Raw genomic sequence first — 17637 nt, 5'->3', positions numbered from 1 at the left:
ACTTGTGTTATTTATTGGATAACTTCTGGTTATTTTTGCAGGAATGATTTTTATTGTATGTATTGGTGTGAATTTGTTTCCTGTTCTGTGTGGATTGCTTTCGTTGGAGAGGGGTGATGATTGAAGGTTTGAGCCATATGACCTTTGTTGTGGGTGATCTCGACAGAATGGAGAAAATTCTGACATCTGTTCTGGGTGCACGAAAAATCTATGACAGCGGAGAGAAAACCTTCTCGCTCTCAAGGGAGCGGTTTTTTGATGCCGGAGGACTCTGGATTGCCGTCATGGAAGGGGAGCCAATGAAGGAAAGAAGCTACAATCATGTGGCGTTCAAAATTGCAGACGGGGATTATGACACCTGTCTGGAGCGGGTTCGGGCGCTTGGGCTTGAATTGCGTGAAGGACGGCCCCGTGTAGAGGGAGAGGGGCGTTCGCTCTATTTCTACGACGATGACAATCATCTCTTTGAACTGCACAGCGGAACACTGGAAGAGCGTTTGCGACGCTACGGTCAGGAGATGTTGCAGGTATAAAAAAGAGGAGCGGTGGCTCCTCTTCCTGAACAGTCTGCTGTGTTCTCTGTCTGCTCAGAACAGCTCCGGTCTGAGGACCTCGATGTCGGACAGTGACACAATGCCGATCTGGCGTTCCAGAACCGCGTGAACGGCCTTGAGAACCTCTTCCACAAGGCTTTCGTCCAGTACAATCAGCACCTGAACCATTGTTCCGGCATCGGAAGACTGGGTGTCCCGGTTCCAGCTGCCGCTTTTGCCATTGCCGGCAAGGGCGGGGAGAACGGTGTAGCCGGGAACCTCAAGCTCATCGAGAATATGGCGCAACCGCTTGAGAAAAGGCGTCTCGATAATGATGGACAGGCGCTTTTTGGGGTAGGTCTTTATGGAGCTCATGATGCTTGTCCTTATGAGAGGGCTTCAGCCAGCGAAATATAGGCGGGAATGCCTATAGTAAGATTGAACGGGAAGGTGATGGCAAGGGAAAGCGTCAGATAAAGGGACGGTTTGGCTTCCGGCAGGGCGATCCGCATGGCGGCTGGAACCGCGATGTAGGATGCAGATGCTGCCAGTACGGAAAGCAGCATGATGCCGCCGGTGTCCAGTCCGATCAGGGCGCCGGTCAGGCCGCCGATCACAGCACCGATGGGCGGCATGTAAATCCCGAAACCGAGCAGAGCCGGTGTCAGGGTCTTGCGTACCTGGCGCAGCTCGCGACCGGCAACCAGTCCCATATCCAGCAGGAAGAGACACAGAACGCCTTTGAAGGGTGCGGTGATGAAGGGCGAGATTTCCTTGTAACCCTTTTCCCCGGTTGCCATTCCAATGAGGAAGGCGCCGACGAGAAGAACCACGGAGGCATTGAGGGCAACCTCGCGCCAGAGCATGGAGTTGTCTGCCGGAGCGCCCTGTTCCTCCTGCTTCTTGCGTCCTCTGTGCGCGAGAAACAGCGCTGTTGCAATGGCGGGTGCTTCCATGGCGGCAGCCGCGGCAATCATGATGCCCGGATACTCAATTCCGGAGAGTTCCAGCGCAGCTGTTGCGGCAATGAAGGTGACAATGGAAATAGAGCCGTAGTGTGCTGCGATGGCAGCCATGTTGATCTGATCAAGCTTTGTCGTGGTTTTCAGGAAGAAAAAGGCAACCAGCGGAATGGCAAAGCTCAGGGCTGTTGCGGCAATGATGACCAGCAGGAGATCCAGTCCCAGGCCGTGTCCGATTGCTGCGACACCGCCCTTGAAGCCGATTGCGAGCATCAGATAGAGCGACATGCCCTTGGCCACGGCTTGCGGGATGGCAAGTTCAGAACGGACGAGGGCCGCAAAAACACCAAGAGCAAAGAACAGAACCGGTGGAGAGACAAGGTTCTGAACGGCAAGCGAAAGGTCCATTTCCAATTCCTTTTGTCGGGGGTCACAAGGTTTAGACTGTTATGGGGGTAAAAGTCTTTGATTGAAAGAGGGAGGCTTTCAAAAAAGACAAACTTTTTTACTCGGGTATTTTCCTTTTTGCATCCGGACAAAAAAAAGAGCCCCTGCTTTTGCGGCAGGGGCCCAGTCTGATAGCGTCAAAAAGGCGAATTAATCGTCTTTTTTGACAACGTATGTTTTCTCATGGGAGAGACCCATGAAGAGACACACGCACATCACGATCAGAATGACTGTAAAGGGAAGACCAGTCGTGATCGCAGCAGCTTGAAGGGCCGCGAGAGCGTCAGCACCACCACCGAAGAGCAGGGCTGCAGCAATCATGCCTTCAATGATCACCCAGAAAATGCGCTGGATTACAGGTGCATCCACCTTACCACCCGCTGTGATGGCATCGATAACGAGAGAGCCGGAGTCAGAGGAGGTAATGAAGAAGACCAGAACCAGAACAATACCGATTGTGGAGGTAAGAACAGCCAGAGGCAGGTTTTCCAGCATCTGGAACATGGCCAGTTCAACAGCTCCCAGACCGTTTGCCAGCTCGCCAACACCGTTCTGGATCTGATCCAGGGCAGAGCCACCGAAAACGCTCATCCAGAAGAGTGTAACCAGCGTTGGAACCAGAAGCACAGCCACGATGAATTCACGAACAGTACGGCCTTTGGAGATGCGCGCGATGAACATGCCCACGAAAGGCGACCAGGAAATCCACCAGGCCCAGTAGAAGACTGTCCAGCCCTGCATCCAGGCTTCATCTTCGCGGTCAACCCAGTTGCTGAGAGACACGATGTCACCCAGATAACCGGTAAAGGTTGTGCCGATTGTGGAAATGATGACAGCTGTTGGTCCCACGACAAAAATGAAGAGAACCAGGATCGTTGCCATACCCATGTTGATGTTACTCAGGATCTTGACGCCACCGTCCAGACCGCGAACAACAGAGAACAGGGCAATCAGGGTAACGACCACAATGATTGCAATCTGCGTGGACAGGCCTGCTTCGAAGTCGAAGAGATAGGCCAGACCCGCAGAGGCCTGCTGGGCACCGAAACCAAGGGATGTCGCCAGACCGAAGAGTGTTGCGACAACGGCAACGATGTCAACGATGTGCCCGAAGAAGCCCCAGGAGTGGTCCTTGAGGATCGGATAGAACGCTGAGCGAATGGTCAGGGGCAGGCCCTTGTTGAAGCTGAAGAAAGCCAGGGACAGACCAACAACGGCATAGATGGCCCAGGGGTGGAGACCCCAGTGGAACATCGTTGCGTTCATGGCCTTCTGGGCTGCTTCAGGTGTGTTGGCTTCAACACCCAGGGGTGTTTCGTACCAGCCTGTGTAATAGGCTGTCGGCTCTGCAACAGACCAGAACATCAGACCAATGCCCATGCCGGCTGCAAAGAGCATGGCAAACCAGGACAGGGTGGAGAATTCCGGCCTGGCTTCGGCTCCGCCAAGGCGGATCTTGCCGTGTGGCAGAACGATCAGAGCCAGACAGAAGAGAACAAAAATGTTCCCGCCCAGCATGAAGAGCCAGTCAAAGGCACCAATGGCGGACCATTTGGCACCGTCGAGCAGTTCTTTGGACGCTCCCGGTGCAATCAGGACACCAAGAACGAAAAGGATGACGATAGCGGAAGCAATCCAGAACACCGGGTTATGGACATCAATGCCCCAGCGTTGAAGATTGTCCTGACCGGCTTCGTAGTCGGTATCGTACAGGACTTTCTTTGAGTCAGAGTCAGACATGACGTTTACTCGCTTTCCCTGATATTTTTTTTAGATTTGTTTAGGACAGATGATCTTTTTTTTGCTTTTTATTTTGCACTAATGGCATACATCGCTTTGCGAGTTTTTTGCAAGGCGTAAAAAAATATTATTGTTTTTCAGTGCCAAAGGGCAATTGAATCGGTTTTGATGCGGATGATTGGAGTCCGGAGTCTTTTTGAATATTTTGACGCTATATGTAAAAAAACTGACGCAATAGGTATGGAATGATCGAAAAGGCGATATTTGTCAGTATTTAGAGATGTTCTAAAAAATATATTATGTAATTGGTGGGTTTATTTTGATCTTTTTACTCATTCGTTGAGCGAGAGCGACATTCTGCTTTTGAAGGCAAGTTCCCGGCTCGGGGAAAGAAATACCAAAAGGTATTGATATATTTGTGAGTAGCGTTTTTTAAAAAAGACTTGATATCTGATGAAAAGAAAGGCCCAATAATTTAGAAAAGGGTACTTTTTATGCTTTAATATTACCGCGTTAATGGCAGGTTAAATGGTTGAGAGGCTTCTTGAAGATTTAAAGACAAAGAAGATTCATCTCGGGGAGTTTTGGGGATCTTTTGCATTTTTTCTTTCGATGATTGCGTTCTTCCTGTTGTCCAGTCCGGTTGTGGTGGCCGGGAGCAACACTGAGGAGCCATCCGGAGAGACGAACTGCCTGCACAGCTTCTACAAGGTTGAGGGAGCTGCCGAATGCAGTGAGGTCATTCGTGTCGGCTTTGTGGCCCACAGCGAGTTTGACCGGCAGGTGCTGCCAATCCTGCGTCAGGCCTACCGCAAGGTCGGGGTGGAAGTGGCCTTTGTCGGCTACCCGGCAGAACGGCAGCTGCAGGCCGTCAGCAAAGGGCAGGTGGATGGTGATGCCCTGCGCGTTGCCCTCATTGAAAACAAATACAAAAATCTGGTCAGGGTGAACATTCCGCTTCTGACGCTTCGGGGCTATGCCTATACCAACCGTGAGGATATCGAGGAATATTCCACAAAGGTGCTGGATGAATACAGCCTGATCCACGAGCGGGGCATACTCTGGTCAGAAAATGTCCTGGAGGGGCGTCAGGCGTCTGAAGCCGCGTCCTCACCCGAGCTTTTCAAGATGCTCGACGAGAAGCGGGCCGACATTGCGCTGGGAACGGAAATCTCGGCCGAGGAAGCCTTGCGCTCCATCAAGGAGCCCAAGAGTGTCATTCGCAAGCTTTACCCGCCGATCACGGTGATGCGGACCTACCACTACCTGCATGACAGTCACAGGCATCTGGCTCCAAAGCTGGAGGCGGCCCTGAAGGAAATCATAGGGGAATAAAGCAGCACCCCCTGTGGACCCGGACTGATCAGGCAGGTTTTCAGGCTCAGGCTTTTGGCAGAACCAGAATGGCACGGAAATCATTGACATTGGTCAGTGTCGGGCCTGTGAAAACCAGATCATCGATCGACTCAAAGAAGCTGTAGGCATCGTTGTTTGCCAGATGAGCCTTTGCATCTGTTCCTTTGGCCGCTGCACGGGCGAGGCTGTCCGGGAAGACCATGGCGCCGGCATTGTCCTCAATGCCGTCAATGCCGTCTGTATCGCCTGCGATGGCATGGATATCGGCAGCGCCGTCCAGCTCGATAGCCAGAGCCAGCAGGAACTCGGCATTGCGTCCTCCGCGACCCTTGCCGCGTACTGTGACTGTTGTTTCTCCACCTGACAGAAGAACGCAAGGGGCCGGGGCCGGCTGGCCGTGTGTGGCGACCTGACGGGCCATGGCGGCCATGACCTTCGCGACTTCGCGGGATTCTCCCTCGATGGAATCACCGAGGATCAGAGGTGTTACCCCGTTTTCCTGTGCCAGCTTTGCAGCGGCTTCAAGCGAAGCCTGTGGTGCGGAGATCATGTGGACTTCATTGCCTGCCAGCCGGGCATCGCCGGGCTTTGGTGTCTCGGGGGAGGCCTTGTCAAAATGAGCCTGAACGGAGGCTGGGAGTTCGATACCGTATTTTGCGATAACAGCCTTGGCATCATCAAAGGTGGTCGGGTCAGCGACGGTCGGGCCGGAGGCAATCACATCGGGATCATCGCCGGGAACGTCGGAGATCAGGAGGCTGACCACCCGAGCAGGAGCCGCTGCTGCAGCAAGCTGTCCGCCCTTGATGGCAGAGAGGTGCTTGCGCACCGTGTTCATTTCGCCAATGTTGGCCCCGGATTTCAGCAGCATCTTGTTGACGGCCTGCTTGTCTTCCAGTGAAACGCCCTCGGCAGGCAGGGACAGCAGGGCAGAACCGCCGCCGGAAATCAGACAGAGCACCAGATCGTCCTCGTTCAGCCCCTGAACCTTTTGCAGGATGCGCTCTGCCGCTTCGCGCCCGGCAGCGTCCGGGACAGGGTGTGAAGCCTCGACAACCTCGATTTTCCGGCACTTCTCGCCTTCGGGAAGATCGTGGTCATATCGTGTGACAACCAGACCGTCCAGTTCTCCGGACCAGTTCTCCTCGACGGCCTTTGCCATGGAGGCTCCGGCCTTGCCTGCACCGATCACAATGGTGCGGCCCTTGCCGGGTTCGGGCAGGAAACCGGGAAGGGTCAGACGCGGATTGGCGGCATCCAGTCCTGCCTGAAAGAGAGAACGAAGAAGTGTTTTTGGTTCCGGAGATGCCATGGCCTGCCCAACTCGCTAGCTTGGTGTGTCTTGTCCTCTTGCTTATCGGAAAAATATCCGGTGCTCGTCAAGCTCTAGTGGCGCAGTTTTTGTTCAGGAAGAGACATGAAACAGACAGAAATGAAAAAAAACGTGATGATCCATTGAGAGTGCAGCCATAAAGGCGTATGTGAAAAGGCAGGTTTTATCTGCAGGATGAATGGGGATCACAATGTCACTGCAAGAGCTTTCAGGCGGGCAGCCGTCTTTGCTGGCTGCGGACGAACCCGCGCCCTTCAGGATTGTCAATCAGGACAGTCCGTCGAACATTGTTTTCTTTTGTGATCACGCATCCAACTTTGTACCGCGTTCCCTGAACGGGCTGGGGATGTCAGGCGAAGACATGCAAAAGCACATTGCCTATGATATCGGCATCAGAGGCGTGACCGAGATTCTGGCAGAGCGTTTCGGTTTCTGTGCGATCTACAGTCATTTTTCCCGTCTTGTGGTCGACCCGAACCGGAAGCTGGACCATGACACGCTGATTCCGCCAGTGAGTGACGGGATTGAGGTGCCGGGCAACCGGGACCTGAGCGTGGACGAGGAGCAGGCCCGTATGGAGACCTTCTACTATCCCTATCAGGCTGCGCTGAAATCTGTTCTGGACGGCATTCGGGGACGTGGACAGGTGCCTGCCATTCTCTCCATGCACTCCATGACCCACGAGATGGATGGCGTGCAGCGGCCCTGGCCGGTCTGTGCGCTGTGGAACCGTGATCCGCGTCTGGCTGTTCCCTTTATGGAGGCCTTTAAAAAGCGTGATATCCTCTGCGGGGACAATGTGCCCTATGATGGTCGTGATGGCCACGGCAACTCGATCGAGGTACATGGCGACGGAAACGGCTATGCCAACATGGTGATCGAGGTGCGGCAGGACCTGATCTCCGACGAGCAGGGTATTCGCCACTGGGCTGCAGTCCTGGGGGATGTGTTCGCGGAAATCGTCGACAATCCGGAATTGAACGAAGTCCGTCACTACTGCGAGTGACACCATAAGGAATGAAGGAAAGGGTGAAAGCCATGGCGCTGGATCTTGACAAGCAAACCCGTACCGAACTGGAAGCAGCAGCCTTTCGCCGTCTGCTCAAACACTTTGACGAGCGCAAGGACGTCCAGAACATTGATCTGATGAACCTCTCCGGTTTCTGCCGCAACTGCCTGTCCAAGTGGTACAAGGCTGCTGCAGAAGAGCGCGGGATCGAGATTGATTACGACGCTGCGCGTGAGGAGATTTACGGTATGCCCTATTCCGAGTGGAAGGAAAAATACCAGAAGGAAGCCACTCCGGAGCAGCTAGAAGCCTTCAAAAAATCCCATCAGCACTGAGACCCGGTCCGGACAGGGTGTGATCCTGTTCTGTCCTGCTGAGACTTCGCTTGCCTGTGCGCCAGCGGATGAGTAGGGTGTGCCAGACCTTTTTAACAGATTCCCTATTACAGGATTTTAAGCGATGAGCGATTTTGACGAGGACATCAACGAAACCTCTTCCGAAAGCTTTGACGAGGCAGCTTCTGCTCCTCAGCCCACAACCTCTTCCGGTTCTTCCGAGGTGGGCGGTATTGCAGGCGATCGTCTGCGCGGTTTTATTGACCGCATCGAGCGTCTGGAGGAAGAGAAGAAAGCCATCGCTGATGACATCAAGGAAGTCTATGGCGAAGCAAAGGCTCTTGGCTTTGACACCAAGATCATCCGCAAGATCATCGCCATGCGCAAAATGGAAGACCACGAGCGCAATGAGCAGGAAGAATTGATTGAAGTCTACAAGCAGGCAATCGGCATGCTCTGATCCGTCCTGTCTGAACGGTTTGAAAAGCGCAGTCGCCCGAACGACTGCGCTTTTTTCTTTGCAGGGGCAATGCCCCGATCTGTCGAGCTGTCAGCAGCAGGAAGGGTTACGAATTCAGATACCCGCCCAACAAGGAGACAAATGCACCAACATGAACGACCATGATGGCTTTGTCCTTCCACATGCAGCCAACGGCGAACCAGAGAAAGATCCCCAGAAAGAACAGATAGATATTATATGGAGTCAGATTGAGCCCCTTCATTCCGTACCCGACCAGTTGAACTGCGGTTGCCAGCCATTTCACAGCGTCCACAGTTTGAATTTTGCCATTCTGAACCATCATATACCTCTTCAGCGGGGGGCCTGTTTAAACGCCAGTGAAGCAGGGGCCGGTGGTTGAGCTGGGACGGCTTTTCGGGCGCCTGTCGACTTTTTACAGACCTTCATAAAGACGGAAGACCTGTCCGGTTTCGACCCCCAGAACAGCGCGCACAAAGCCCTGTGCTGCATCGGCTCCGGCAATCGCCGGGAAACCGGGGAAGAAGGGACCATAGGCGCCCAGTGATTCCCTGAGCACGGTTGCGGAAACAGCATTGATCCTCTGACCGCGTGGCATTTCGAGTGCTGCAGCGCGGACAAAGCCGTGCAGGGCGTTGTTTACTGTTGTTGCGGCAATGCCCATGGAAATGGGGTGATCCGCGATGATGCCGGTTGAAAGGGTGACGCTCCCGCCGTCAGACAGGTGCCTGCTGGCAATGCGTGTCAGGTTGATCTGTCCCATCAGCTTGTTGCCCAGACTGAGGGCCCATTCTTCTTCTGTCATGTCCTGCAGGCTGTTAAAGGCAACCTTGCCAGCCGTGCTGACAACGGCATCAATCTGCCCTGTCTGTGCAAAGGCAGCCTCAATGGAAGCCGTGTCTGTCATGTCCATGCGAATGTCGCCGCTCTGTGATCCCAGTCTGATCACGTCATGGTCTTTTTGCAGGGCCTCTGCGACCTTTCCGCCGACTGTACCGCTTGCACCGATCAGGGCAATTTTCATCCTTTTGCTCCTTCGTTTCAGGATTGTTTCAAGTTCGCTGTTGATTGAAAGAATAAGGTGTTTTTTGTGCAGATAAACTGCCGCTTTTTCATTATACTGTTTCAAAAATGGATTTAATGAGCCTGTTTGATGAACCTGAACCACCTGCAAACCTTTTCAACTGTGGCCCGTCTGGGCAGTCTTACGGCTGCTGCGGATGAGCTTGATGTCTCAAAGGGATTGGTCTCCCGGCATCTACAGGCGCTGGAAAGGGATCTTGATGTGCTGCTTTTCCACCGGACAACACGACGGATCACCCTGACAGAAGCCGGAGAAGCGCTCTACACCAGAGCCCGTCAGATCAGCGATCTGAGCCGGGAGGCAAAACAGCAGATCCTCGATCTTGCCCGGGAGGTGTCCGGGGCGTTGCGGATCACGGTTCCGGCTGAACTGGGACGGGTGATTGCACGCGAGGTTGTGCCGGATTTCGTCAGGGATTTTCCGGCGGTTTCCCTGATCATGGATATTTCAACAGCTTTGCGCGATGTCGAGTTCGGCAATTATGATCTGGCCCTGCGGGCTTACAGTGCCTTGCCGGACAATGTCATCGCACGGGATCTTGGAACTGTGAAATCCGTCGTGGTCGCATCTCCTGCCTTTGTGGAACGTTTCAGGCTTGAGGAACTGTCTGCTCCGGAACAGCTGGTCCGGACAGATGCTCCGGCCCTGATTGTCAATGCGGGGCGCGATGACTGGAATCTCTGGCCGTTTCAAAAAGGAGCAGACCGTGTCGAGCTGGAACTGCACGGCCCTCACAGGATTGGCAACTACGGTGTTGCGTTTGAAATGGCCTGTCAGGGTCAGGGGATGGCCTGTCTTCCCTTCTATCAGGTCAGGTCTGCCCTCGAGCGTGGAGAGCTTGTCCAGGTCTTGCCGGACTGGTGTGTTGTCCAGCACCAGTTTCATATTCTGAGGGCCAGACAGCGCGGTCTGCCCGGAAAAATCAGGGCGTTCGAGAAAACGTTATTGGACTGGCGCAGGCAACATCCTGAATACTTTGTTGAACTGTAAGTGAAGGATTGTGTGTGACATGATCCTGAAAAGACAGAATGAAAACGAACCATAAGGGGATGGCTATGCTGGTTCGCTTGGGGAGCATGCTGGTTCTGCTGGCAGCTTTGGCGGGTGGTTTCGAGGGACAGAATACAGCCCGGGCGCAAGTGCTTCCGGGAAGTGCGAGTGCCGAGGCAGCAGGGGCGTCCCCTGAATTGCCGGAAGAGCTCAGTCCGGAAATTATTGATCAACTGATGGGCAAGCTCAGTGACGAGCAGGTGCGCGAGATCCTCAGAACAGAGCTGGTGCGCCGTGCCGATGAAGCAACGGCCCGGCAGGATGAAGGCAGTCAGGCCCTGATTGCACTGCAAACCCGTGCGCAGGAGATGTCTGTTGAAATTCGCTCAAGGCTGGAGCGCTGGGTGGGGGACATCTACAACATTACAAACCGTTCCGAAGAGGTCGAAAAACGTCTGGCCCGTGCTGAAAACGGTGTTGGTGGAATGATCACAGCGTCTCTTGCCGTGTTGCTGGCAGGAATTGGCTCTGCTGCTGTGATCCACCTTATGACCGTAAAGTGGCGTCGTCTGCTGGCCGATACACAAACGGAAAGCTATTGGGAAAAGGTTGTTCGCACTCTGGTGCTGGGTGTGGTCGAGATCCTGCCTGTTGTAGCCTTTTTCTTTGCAACCCAGACGGTCGCGCCCTTCTGGAGCGCCGAGCTGGGGCCACTTGGCGGACAGATCTGGATTTACAATGTCGGAGTGACCTACAGCTGGGTGGCACTGGTCATTGCGCGGCGCTTTCTGACTCCGCGTCTGCGCCAGATCCGCATTGCGCCCTTCAGCGATGAGGTGGCCCTTGGGACCTACCGTCTTTTGAGGCAGGCGGTCCTGATCGGGGCTTTTGGCTGGATTTTTGGCGGGTTCTTCCCGAATCTGGGTCTTGGCTTCGGGCCTGCCCTGATGCTTGTGATGTTCTGCGGGCTGGCTGTCGCGGTTCTGCTGGCCCTGTCCGTTGTGCGAAATCGTGCTGCTATTCAGGACACGATGGGAACGGTCCTGAATGTGCAGGAGCAATCGGGATTTCTGCCCCGTGTTGTGGCTCTTGCAACGCCGGCCCTTCTGATTGTCTATGTCGTTTTCGCCGCGCTGTTCTGGGTGGCGCACTGGATTGAACGGGGGCAGCATCAGCTGGCCGGACCACTGGGAACTGTCATTGTCGTGATCCTGTTGCCCATTGCGGACCGTTTCGGGCGGGAAGTCATTTCCTCCTGCATGACAATCCGCAGTGACATCGGGGTGCGTATGGAATATGCCCTGCATCAGATCTGGCGGATGATTGTGGTTTTCGTCTCCCTGCTCGTTGCCCTGAATCTTTGGGGACTGGACATCATTGCGCTTGCCAAAAGCGAGGATGCCTCTGTCTGGGCCAGCACAGGTTTTGATATTGCCATTACGCTTTTGATCGGAAGCATTATCTGGCGTCTGATCCGGGCAGCACTTCACAGTGAGAGGAAGGTCAGTGCAGGCGGAGAAGATGATTCCGAAAACGTGCAATCCTCCCGCTTTGATACGCTCACGCCCCTGTTGCGCAACACTCTTCTCGCCTTTCTGGCGACTGTCATTGCGATGATCATTCTGTCTTCGGTTGGCGTGGATATTGGTCCCTTGATCGCTTCGGCGGGGATTGTGGGTATCGCTGTCGGTTTTGGAGCGCAGACACTGGTGAAGGATATCTTCTCGGGTATTTTTTTCCTGATTGATGATGCGTTCCGGATCGGTGAATATATCTCGCTGGATGAAAAGACCCGCGGCGAGGTCGAGGCCATTTCCATTCGCTCCCTGCAACTGCGTCACCATCGCGGGGCTGTCATAACCGTTCCCTTTGGCGAACTGAAACAGGTGACCAACCACACTCGCGACTGGGTGATCTACAAGATGTCCTTCCGGCTTGAACCGGACACGGATCCGCAGCATGTCAAGAAGGTGGTCAAGCGTGTCGGGGCAGAGTTTCTGGAACATCCGGAGCACGGGGCAAAGTTTATCAATCAGCTCAAGAGCCAGGGTGTGCATTACATCGATGATGACTCGGCTCTGGTGATGCGGGTGAAGTTTACCTGCGTGCCCAGGGCGCAGTTCATTCTGCGGCGCGAAATCTATCACAGACTTCGCGCAGTCTTTGCAGAAGAAGGCATCCAGTTTGCCCGCCGCAAGGTCGAGGTCATCGGCCAGGAAGGCAATGAGGCTCCTGTTGCCATTCCACCCGAGGAACTGGAAAAGGCAGCCGGGGCAAACAAGCCTTCTGCAGACGCCCAGTAGAAGACATGGCAAACAGGGGAGGGCTCAGGCCGCTTCCCTGTTGAGCTTCCAGCCCTGAAACAGCGCGAAGAGTGTGCCAAGGGCAAGCATGCCGAAAAGATCTGTTGTGTTCAGGCCAAGAGCCTGCAGCCCCAGTGCTGCAACGGAGGCAAGAACCATGAAAAGGGCGTTCATGATGTTGGTGCAGGCAATGGCCTGTGCCCTTTGGTGCCCGGGGCTTTCCCTTTGCAGGATGGCATAGAGCGGGACAACATAAAGTCCGCCAAAGGCTGCGATCGCAACCAGGTCGAAAACAACGCGGAGGTTTTGCCAGTTGCTCAGGAACAGGCCGATATCCATTCTGTGGTCGCTTTGGGAGCAGAAATGATTGCTGGCCCAGACCAGATCGGCAATGGCGACTATCATGCCCAAAGCACCAAGGATCACAGGTTTCAGGGTCATGCGTCCGCGCATGATGCGTCCGCAGATCAGGGACCCCAGGGCAATACCCACTGAAAAGCTGCACAGAAGCAGGGTAAAGACATCCTCGTTCCCGTGGAGAACGGCTTTGGTGTAGGTGGGGAACTGGGTCAGGAACGTGGCGCCCACCGCCCAGAACCAGGAGATCCCCAGAATATAGCCAAAGAGGCGCCCTTCCTTCCGGATCATGCCAACAAGCGCGGCTGTCCCCTTGAAGATGTTCCATTGCAACGCTGGCAACGGATTTGAGGGCGGAACCGGAGGAGCCTTGGGAATGGCCAGAGCTGTTACATTGCCCAGAACGGCAAGGGTGATGACAAGACCTGCGATAAGGATCGTTCCGCCCTTTTCGAGAATCAGAAGATTGGCAAGGACAGTACCGCCCAGAATGGCCAGAAAGGTTGCTGCCTCGATCCAGGCATTGCCTGCCGGAAGTTCTGCAGTCGAGAGATGTTCCGGCAGAATACCGTATTTGAGCGGTCCGAAAAAGGCGGACTGGGTCCCCATCAGGAAGAGGACAAGCATTAAGTAGTCTGCGCTTTCCAGCAGGAAACCGGGGAGCGCCAGCAGCATGACAATGATCTCCAGCAGCTTGACCCAGCGGATCATGCCGGCCTTGTCCACCCTGTCGCCCAGCTGTCCTGCGAGGGCCGAAAAGAGGAAGAAAGGCAGGATAAAGATCCCTCCAGCAGCTGTGACCATCAGGGCCGGGGGCAGGGAGCCGGAGAAGGCGACATCAAAGGTGATCAGAACCACCAGAGCTGTCTTGTAGACATTGTCGTTGAAGGCTCCCAGAGCCTGGGTCAGGAACAGGGGGGCAAAGCGACGCGAGAAAAGAAGGGAACCGAGAGAGCGCGGGGGACGGTTTTGCTGCTCTTTCATTCAAAAAGTCCTGTCTGCCGAAAAACAAAAGCCACTTCTTATAGCCTGTTTTATTAAGCTTGTCTCATGGATCCTATTGCTCTGGAGGAGGGCTTTTCCCTTTTTTGTAAGCGGGCCTGTTCTTCCCCGGACAGGGATTGCAGGGCGAGATTGATCGCGCTCAGTTCATGGAGGGCTTTTTCTAGACCCTCAAGACGAACCGCCCCATAGCCTCTGGGGGTTCGAAATGTGTCTGCCAGTCTTTCCAGCACTGCAATACTTTGCGGGTTAACGGGGATCCTGCAGAGCCTTTCGAGGGTTCCAAGGGCTTCCGTTTTAAAGCTCTGCTGGAGTTTGTATTCGCGACACAGGCGGAAGGGATCGCACCACAGGCCCCGGATATGCCTGCCCTTCGCCAGCAGTGACAGGAAAGGACGTACTCTCCTGAGGGGCCAGGCTTTTTTCACAGGGCGTTCCCCGGAGCGGTGTTTTGCAAAGAGAGCCAGTGGTGAAGCAAGGTGCAGGGTGATTGATGCTGTGCGGTCGAGGCCATTTCGGGACAGGAAAGCCGGATCGGCATAACGTCTGGCAATATCGTAGATGTCCTTGGGGGCCAGCAGTTGCATCAGGCCGAGCAACAGGTTTGTCTTTTGCTGCTCTGACAAAGTCTTCCGGTTATCTGTTTCCAGCCATCGGGCCAGTTCTTTCTGGCTTTTTACGAAGAGGGGCAGAGCCCTGTCTTTTTGCCAGAGACCGTCATGGGCCCTCAACTCTGCTTTTATTCTCTGTTCAAGATCACTCAGGGACTGCTTTTTCTTCCTGGGACTGTTGCCTTTTGCGGCCTCGATGGTGCCTGCGTGAAAGGCTCTGAGGTTTTCCCCTGCTCCCTGTGGCTCCCAGAGCTTTTCAATGGCCCTTTCGATGGCGCCGCGTGAAAGGGGAACCAGAGCCTTTTGCCAGCTGAAACCCAGCATGAAAATCATGATGTGCCTGGATGACAGACCATAGGCTCGGGCTCTTTTGGCAAAGTCGTCATCACAGAGTTGTCCCGGAGATTCCAGTGATAGCTGAAGTGCGGTTTTTTCGGCCAAACCGGGGAGCGGTGCATCGGGGTTCTTCAGAAAGTCTCCCGTTGCGACCGTTTCCGTATTCAGGACAACGTGACTGCTGGAAGGGGAGAGAATTTTCAGAATATCCGGTGAGCTTGCGACGCGGAGTTCGCCAGCCAGCAGGAGATCGGCCTGTGCTGCCGGGATGCGGGCTGGTCTGCTGTGGAGCTGATCCTTTTCAAACAGACGCAGATGGCAGGTTACGGCGCCATGCTTCTGGGCCAGGCCAGCCATTTCCAGAGTTGTCACTGAGCGGTTGTCATATGTGGCAGCCAGAGCAAGCAGGCGTGACAGCGAGGTGATGCCGCGCCCTCCCAGACCGGAGAGGAGAAGATTCCATTCCTCGTGAATTGCAGGGAGCTGTGGAGGAGGAGGAAGGGGCGGGAGCTGTGTTTTGTCCGGGGTTTTTCCGGGAGGTTTCCTGACAGAGAAAAAGGAAGGGCAGGAAGCCTGAAGACAAAGCCTGTCCTGAACACAGGCTGACGGACTGATCTGTCGCTTGCGACCAAGGGAGGTTTCCACAGGTTCTATGGCTGTGCAGTTTGACAGGCGTGTGCAGTCCCCGCAGTTGTCACAGATATCGGGATCTATTTGGATCAGAGTCTCGTTCTTTCTGATGCTTTCGGGGTGTTTTTTCTTTCTGCGCTCTGCTTCGGTGGCGCAGGTTTTTTCGTAAATCAGAACGGTTACGCCCCGGGTTCGGGCAAGATTCTGCTGAATCTGGTCCAGTTTTTCCAGAGGGGCTATGGACAGGGGAGGAAGGCTTGCATCCAGATGGTACTGTTGCCGGAATGATCTGTACCGTTCCGGGTTCTCGCAAAGCAGGGCCAAGGAAGCAACGCGTTCCGCAGCGACCTGACGAACAATGTCGCGTGCTGTAATGGCTCCTTCCACCTGTTGTCCTCCTGTCATGGCAACCGCGTCGTTAAAGAGGATCTTGTAGGTCATGGTGCTTCCGGCTGCGACAGCCGCACGGATTGCAAGGCTGCCGGAATGGGTATAGGTCCCGTCTCCCAGATTGACGAAGACATGATTGTCGTTGATGTAGTCTTCCTGACCAATCCAGCTCACGCCCTCTGCTCCCATATGGCTGAAGGTCTCTGTCTTTCTGTCCATCCACATGGTCATGTAGTGACAACCAATACCGGCCAGTGCGCGGGACCCTTCGGGAACCGTTGTGGACGCGTTGTGCGGACAGCCGGCACAAAAGTGAGGCAGCCGTGCGGGGGCAGTCAGATCCTGACCGAGATGAAGTGGCGCAGTGCATTGCCTGTCCTGCCAGTGCTGGACGATCAACCTGACCTGGTCACTGTCCAGAGTTCCGAAATCGGGAACCAGAGGCTGTCCGCGATGGGTCTGCTTTCCGCAAAGCTCCGGACGCTCCCGTTCGGGCAGGTCATAGAGGAGATCCCTGAGGGCGCGTTCCAGGACAGGGCGTTTCTCCTCAAGAACCAGAATGCGCTTCCTGCCTCTCAGGGTCTGGCGAAGCGCTCTCTCCGGCAGAGGCCAGATGGTCGGGAGTGAAAGATGGTCGATGTCAGTCGCCTTTTCATTTCGGCTTTTCCAGGGTTGGAGGCTTTCATTGAGATCGCCGGTCAGCTTTCCCGTTGTAATGACAAGGGGTCTTGTTTTTCCGGATGTTTTGAGGGAGGACAAGCGGGAGGACACAAGCTTTTCCAGAAAGAGTCCGGTTGCCGCCATCTTGCTTGTCCTCAAACGCTTTTCCTGAACCTGCGGACTGTCCGGCCAGCGGATGGCTGTATCGGGAAAGGACTGCCGGGTTTCCTGCTCGAAACGCAGCAGGTCGTCATAGCGGGAGAGGTCAAACTCCACAGCAGCCGTTGTCTCGGCGATTTCTGTGGTCAGCTTGAGAGCGCACCAGCACCCGCTTGCCCGGCTGAGGCTCCAGCCTGTGATGGCAAGATCCAGCACCTCCTGAACCGATGAAGGATGCAGCAGGGGGATCTGGGCATCCATCATGGAGAACTCGCATTGATGGGCGGCGCTGGAGGATTGCGCGGCATGGTCATCCCCAACAACCATCACAACACCGCCACAGGGGGCTGTACCAGCCAGATTGGCATGGCGCAGGGCATCCCCGCTACGATCAACGCCGGGCCCCTTGCCGTACCAGAGGCCGAAGACACCATCCTGTTTCCTTTTGTCCGAAAGTTCTGTTTGCTGCGTTCCCCAAAGGATTGTTGCGGCAAGGTCCTCGTTCAGACCGGCTTTGAAAGCAATGTTGTGGTTGTTCAGAAACTGTTCATTCGTCATCAGAAGCTTGTCAAAGCCGGCCAGTGGCGAACCCCTGTATCCGGAAACAAGCCCGGCCGTGTTCCGACCGTTTTTCCGGTCAAGACTGCGTTGGGCAAACAGAGCCAGAATCAAGGCTTGCTGGGAATTGACCAGAACCCTTCCCGCGGTTGTACCATTGTTGCTCTCAGGGTGGTTTTGCAGGGAAGAAATAAAATCATAAAGAGATATTGTTTTTGTTAAATCAATCATAAGAGGCATTCCCGGGTACAAAGCACCCTTGGGGTGAGTATGATTTTCCGATCTGAAAGCTGCGCGGTCGAATGCTTCTATAAAGATAGAGAAAGACGGAGCTTCGCTACGCAGGATCAGGGGAGAATTTTCA

The 17637-nt window shown here is 54.7% G+C and carries 15 protein-coding genes; 7 read left to right on the top strand and 8 right to left on the bottom strand.

Going from position 1 to position 17637, the window contains the following annotated elements; genetic code table 11:
- The first annotated feature begins 116 nt into the window (after nt 1–116).
- Entirely contained in the window at nt 117–533 is a 417-nt protein-coding gene (gene fosX / locus AAAH10_RS07505; RefSeq protein WP_343562152.1) for a FosX/FosE/FosI family fosfomycin resistance hydrolase, read from the top strand.
- A 54-nt stretch (nt 534–587) separates the two neighbouring features.
- On the opposite strand, the gene AAAH10_RS07500 is transcribed toward fosX, so the two are convergent.
- The 3 genes from AAAH10_RS07500 to AAAH10_RS07490 all read right to left on the bottom strand — a co-directional run bounded on the left by AAAH10_RS07500 (nt 588) and on the right by AAAH10_RS07490 (nt 3682).
- Nucleotides 588–908, bottom strand: a complete 321-nt coding sequence (locus AAAH10_RS07500) for a P-II family nitrogen regulator (protein WP_343562150.1) — start codon at nt 906–908, stop codon at nt 588–590.
- Between the two features lie 11 nt (nt 909–919).
- Nucleotides 920–1903: a sodium-dependent bicarbonate transport family permease gene (locus AAAH10_RS07495; protein WP_343562148.1), complete on the bottom strand. Its 984-nt coding sequence runs from the start codon at nt 1901–1903 to the stop codon at nt 920–922.
- Between the two features lie 189 nt (nt 1904–2092).
- Entirely contained in the window at nt 2093–3682 is a 1590-nt protein-coding gene (locus AAAH10_RS07490; protein ID WP_343562146.1) for a BCCT family transporter, read from the bottom strand.
- 612 nt (nt 3683–4294) lie between these two features.
- Here AAAH10_RS07490 and AAAH10_RS07485 point away from each other — a divergent pair.
- Nucleotides 4295–5017 carry a transporter substrate-binding domain-containing protein gene (locus AAAH10_RS07485; RefSeq protein ID WP_343562144.1) on the top strand — a complete coding sequence of 241 codons (723 nt, stop codon included), beginning with the start codon at nt 4295–4297 and terminating at the stop codon, nt 5015–5017.
- Between the two features lie 46 nt (nt 5018–5063).
- Here the strand turns inward: AAAH10_RS07485 and AAAH10_RS07480 are convergent, their stop codons facing one another.
- Nucleotides 5064–6350 carry a glycerate kinase type-2 family protein gene (locus tag AAAH10_RS07480; RefSeq protein WP_343562142.1) on the bottom strand — a complete coding sequence of 429 codons (1287 nt, stop codon included), beginning with the start codon at nt 6348–6350 and terminating at the stop codon, nt 5064–5066.
- 211 nt (nt 6351–6561) lie between these two features.
- On the opposite strand from AAAH10_RS07480, the gene AAAH10_RS07475 reads away from it, so the two are divergent.
- From AAAH10_RS07475 to AAAH10_RS07465, 3 genes are all read left to right on the top strand, one after another.
- Nucleotides 6562–7377 carry an N-formylglutamate amidohydrolase gene (locus tag AAAH10_RS07475; RefSeq protein ID WP_343562140.1) on the top strand — a complete coding sequence of 272 codons (816 nt, stop codon included), beginning with the start codon at nt 6562–6564 and terminating at the stop codon, nt 7375–7377.
- Nucleotides 7378–7409: 32 nt separating this feature from the next.
- A complete protein-coding gene (locus tag AAAH10_RS07470; protein WP_343562138.1) occupies nt 7410–7715 on the top strand; it encodes a DUF1244 domain-containing protein in 306 nt (101 codons plus the stop codon).
- Nucleotides 7716–7839: 124 nt separating this feature from the next.
- Entirely contained in the window at nt 7840–8175 is a 336-nt protein-coding gene (locus AAAH10_RS07465) for a DUF2312 domain-containing protein (protein ID WP_343562136.1), read from the top strand.
- A 106-nt stretch (nt 8176–8281) separates the two neighbouring features.
- Here the strand turns inward: AAAH10_RS07465 and AAAH10_RS07460 are convergent, their stop codons facing one another.
- Both AAAH10_RS07460 and AAAH10_RS07455 read right to left on the bottom strand, forming a co-directional pair.
- Nucleotides 8282–8515 carry a DUF6552 family protein gene (locus AAAH10_RS07460; RefSeq protein ID WP_343562134.1) on the bottom strand — a complete coding sequence of 78 codons (234 nt, stop codon included), beginning with the start codon at nt 8513–8515 and terminating at the stop codon, nt 8282–8284.
- Nucleotides 8516–8608: 93 nt separating this feature from the next.
- Nucleotides 8609–9217 carry a short chain dehydrogenase gene (locus AAAH10_RS07455; protein WP_343562132.1) on the bottom strand — a complete coding sequence of 203 codons (609 nt, stop codon included), beginning with the start codon at nt 9215–9217 and terminating at the stop codon, nt 8609–8611.
- A gap of 129 nt (nt 9218–9346) precedes the next feature.
- Here AAAH10_RS07455 and AAAH10_RS07450 point away from each other — a divergent pair, with 129 nt between their 5' ends.
- Nucleotides 9347–10267, top strand: coding sequence for a LysR family transcriptional regulator (locus AAAH10_RS07450; protein ID WP_343562130.1), 921 nt, complete (start codon nt 9347–9349; stop codon nt 10265–10267).
- Nucleotides 10268–10305: 38 nt separating this feature from the next.
- The gene (locus AAAH10_RS07445; protein WP_343562128.1) at nt 10306–12570 is read left to right on the top strand and encodes a mechanosensitive ion channel family protein; all 2265 of its coding nucleotides are present in this window, start codon (nt 10306–10308) and stop codon (nt 12568–12570) included.
- Between the two features lie 24 nt (nt 12571–12594).
- Here the strand turns inward: AAAH10_RS07445 and AAAH10_RS07440 are convergent, their stop codons facing one another.
- A complete protein-coding gene (locus AAAH10_RS07440; RefSeq protein WP_343562126.1) occupies nt 12595–13911 on the bottom strand; it encodes an MFS transporter in 1317 nt (438 codons plus the stop codon).
- A gap of 53 nt (nt 13912–13964) precedes the next feature.
- Nucleotides 13965–17504 carry an indolepyruvate ferredoxin oxidoreductase family protein gene (locus AAAH10_RS07435; RefSeq protein ID WP_343562124.1) on the bottom strand — a complete coding sequence of 1180 codons (3540 nt, stop codon included), beginning with the start codon at nt 17502–17504 and terminating at the stop codon, nt 13965–13967.
- Between the last annotated feature and the right edge of the window lie 133 nt (nt 17505–17637).

It is taken from the genome of Carbonatibacter coralli (assembly GCF_039592655.1).
GTDB classification, from domain to species: domain Bacteria; phylum Pseudomonadota; class Alphaproteobacteria; order Kiloniellales; family Kiloniellaceae; genus Carbonatibacter; species Carbonatibacter coralli.
Note: the sequence above shows the minus strand (reverse complement) of the source record. Positions and strands in the feature narration are given on the sequence as shown.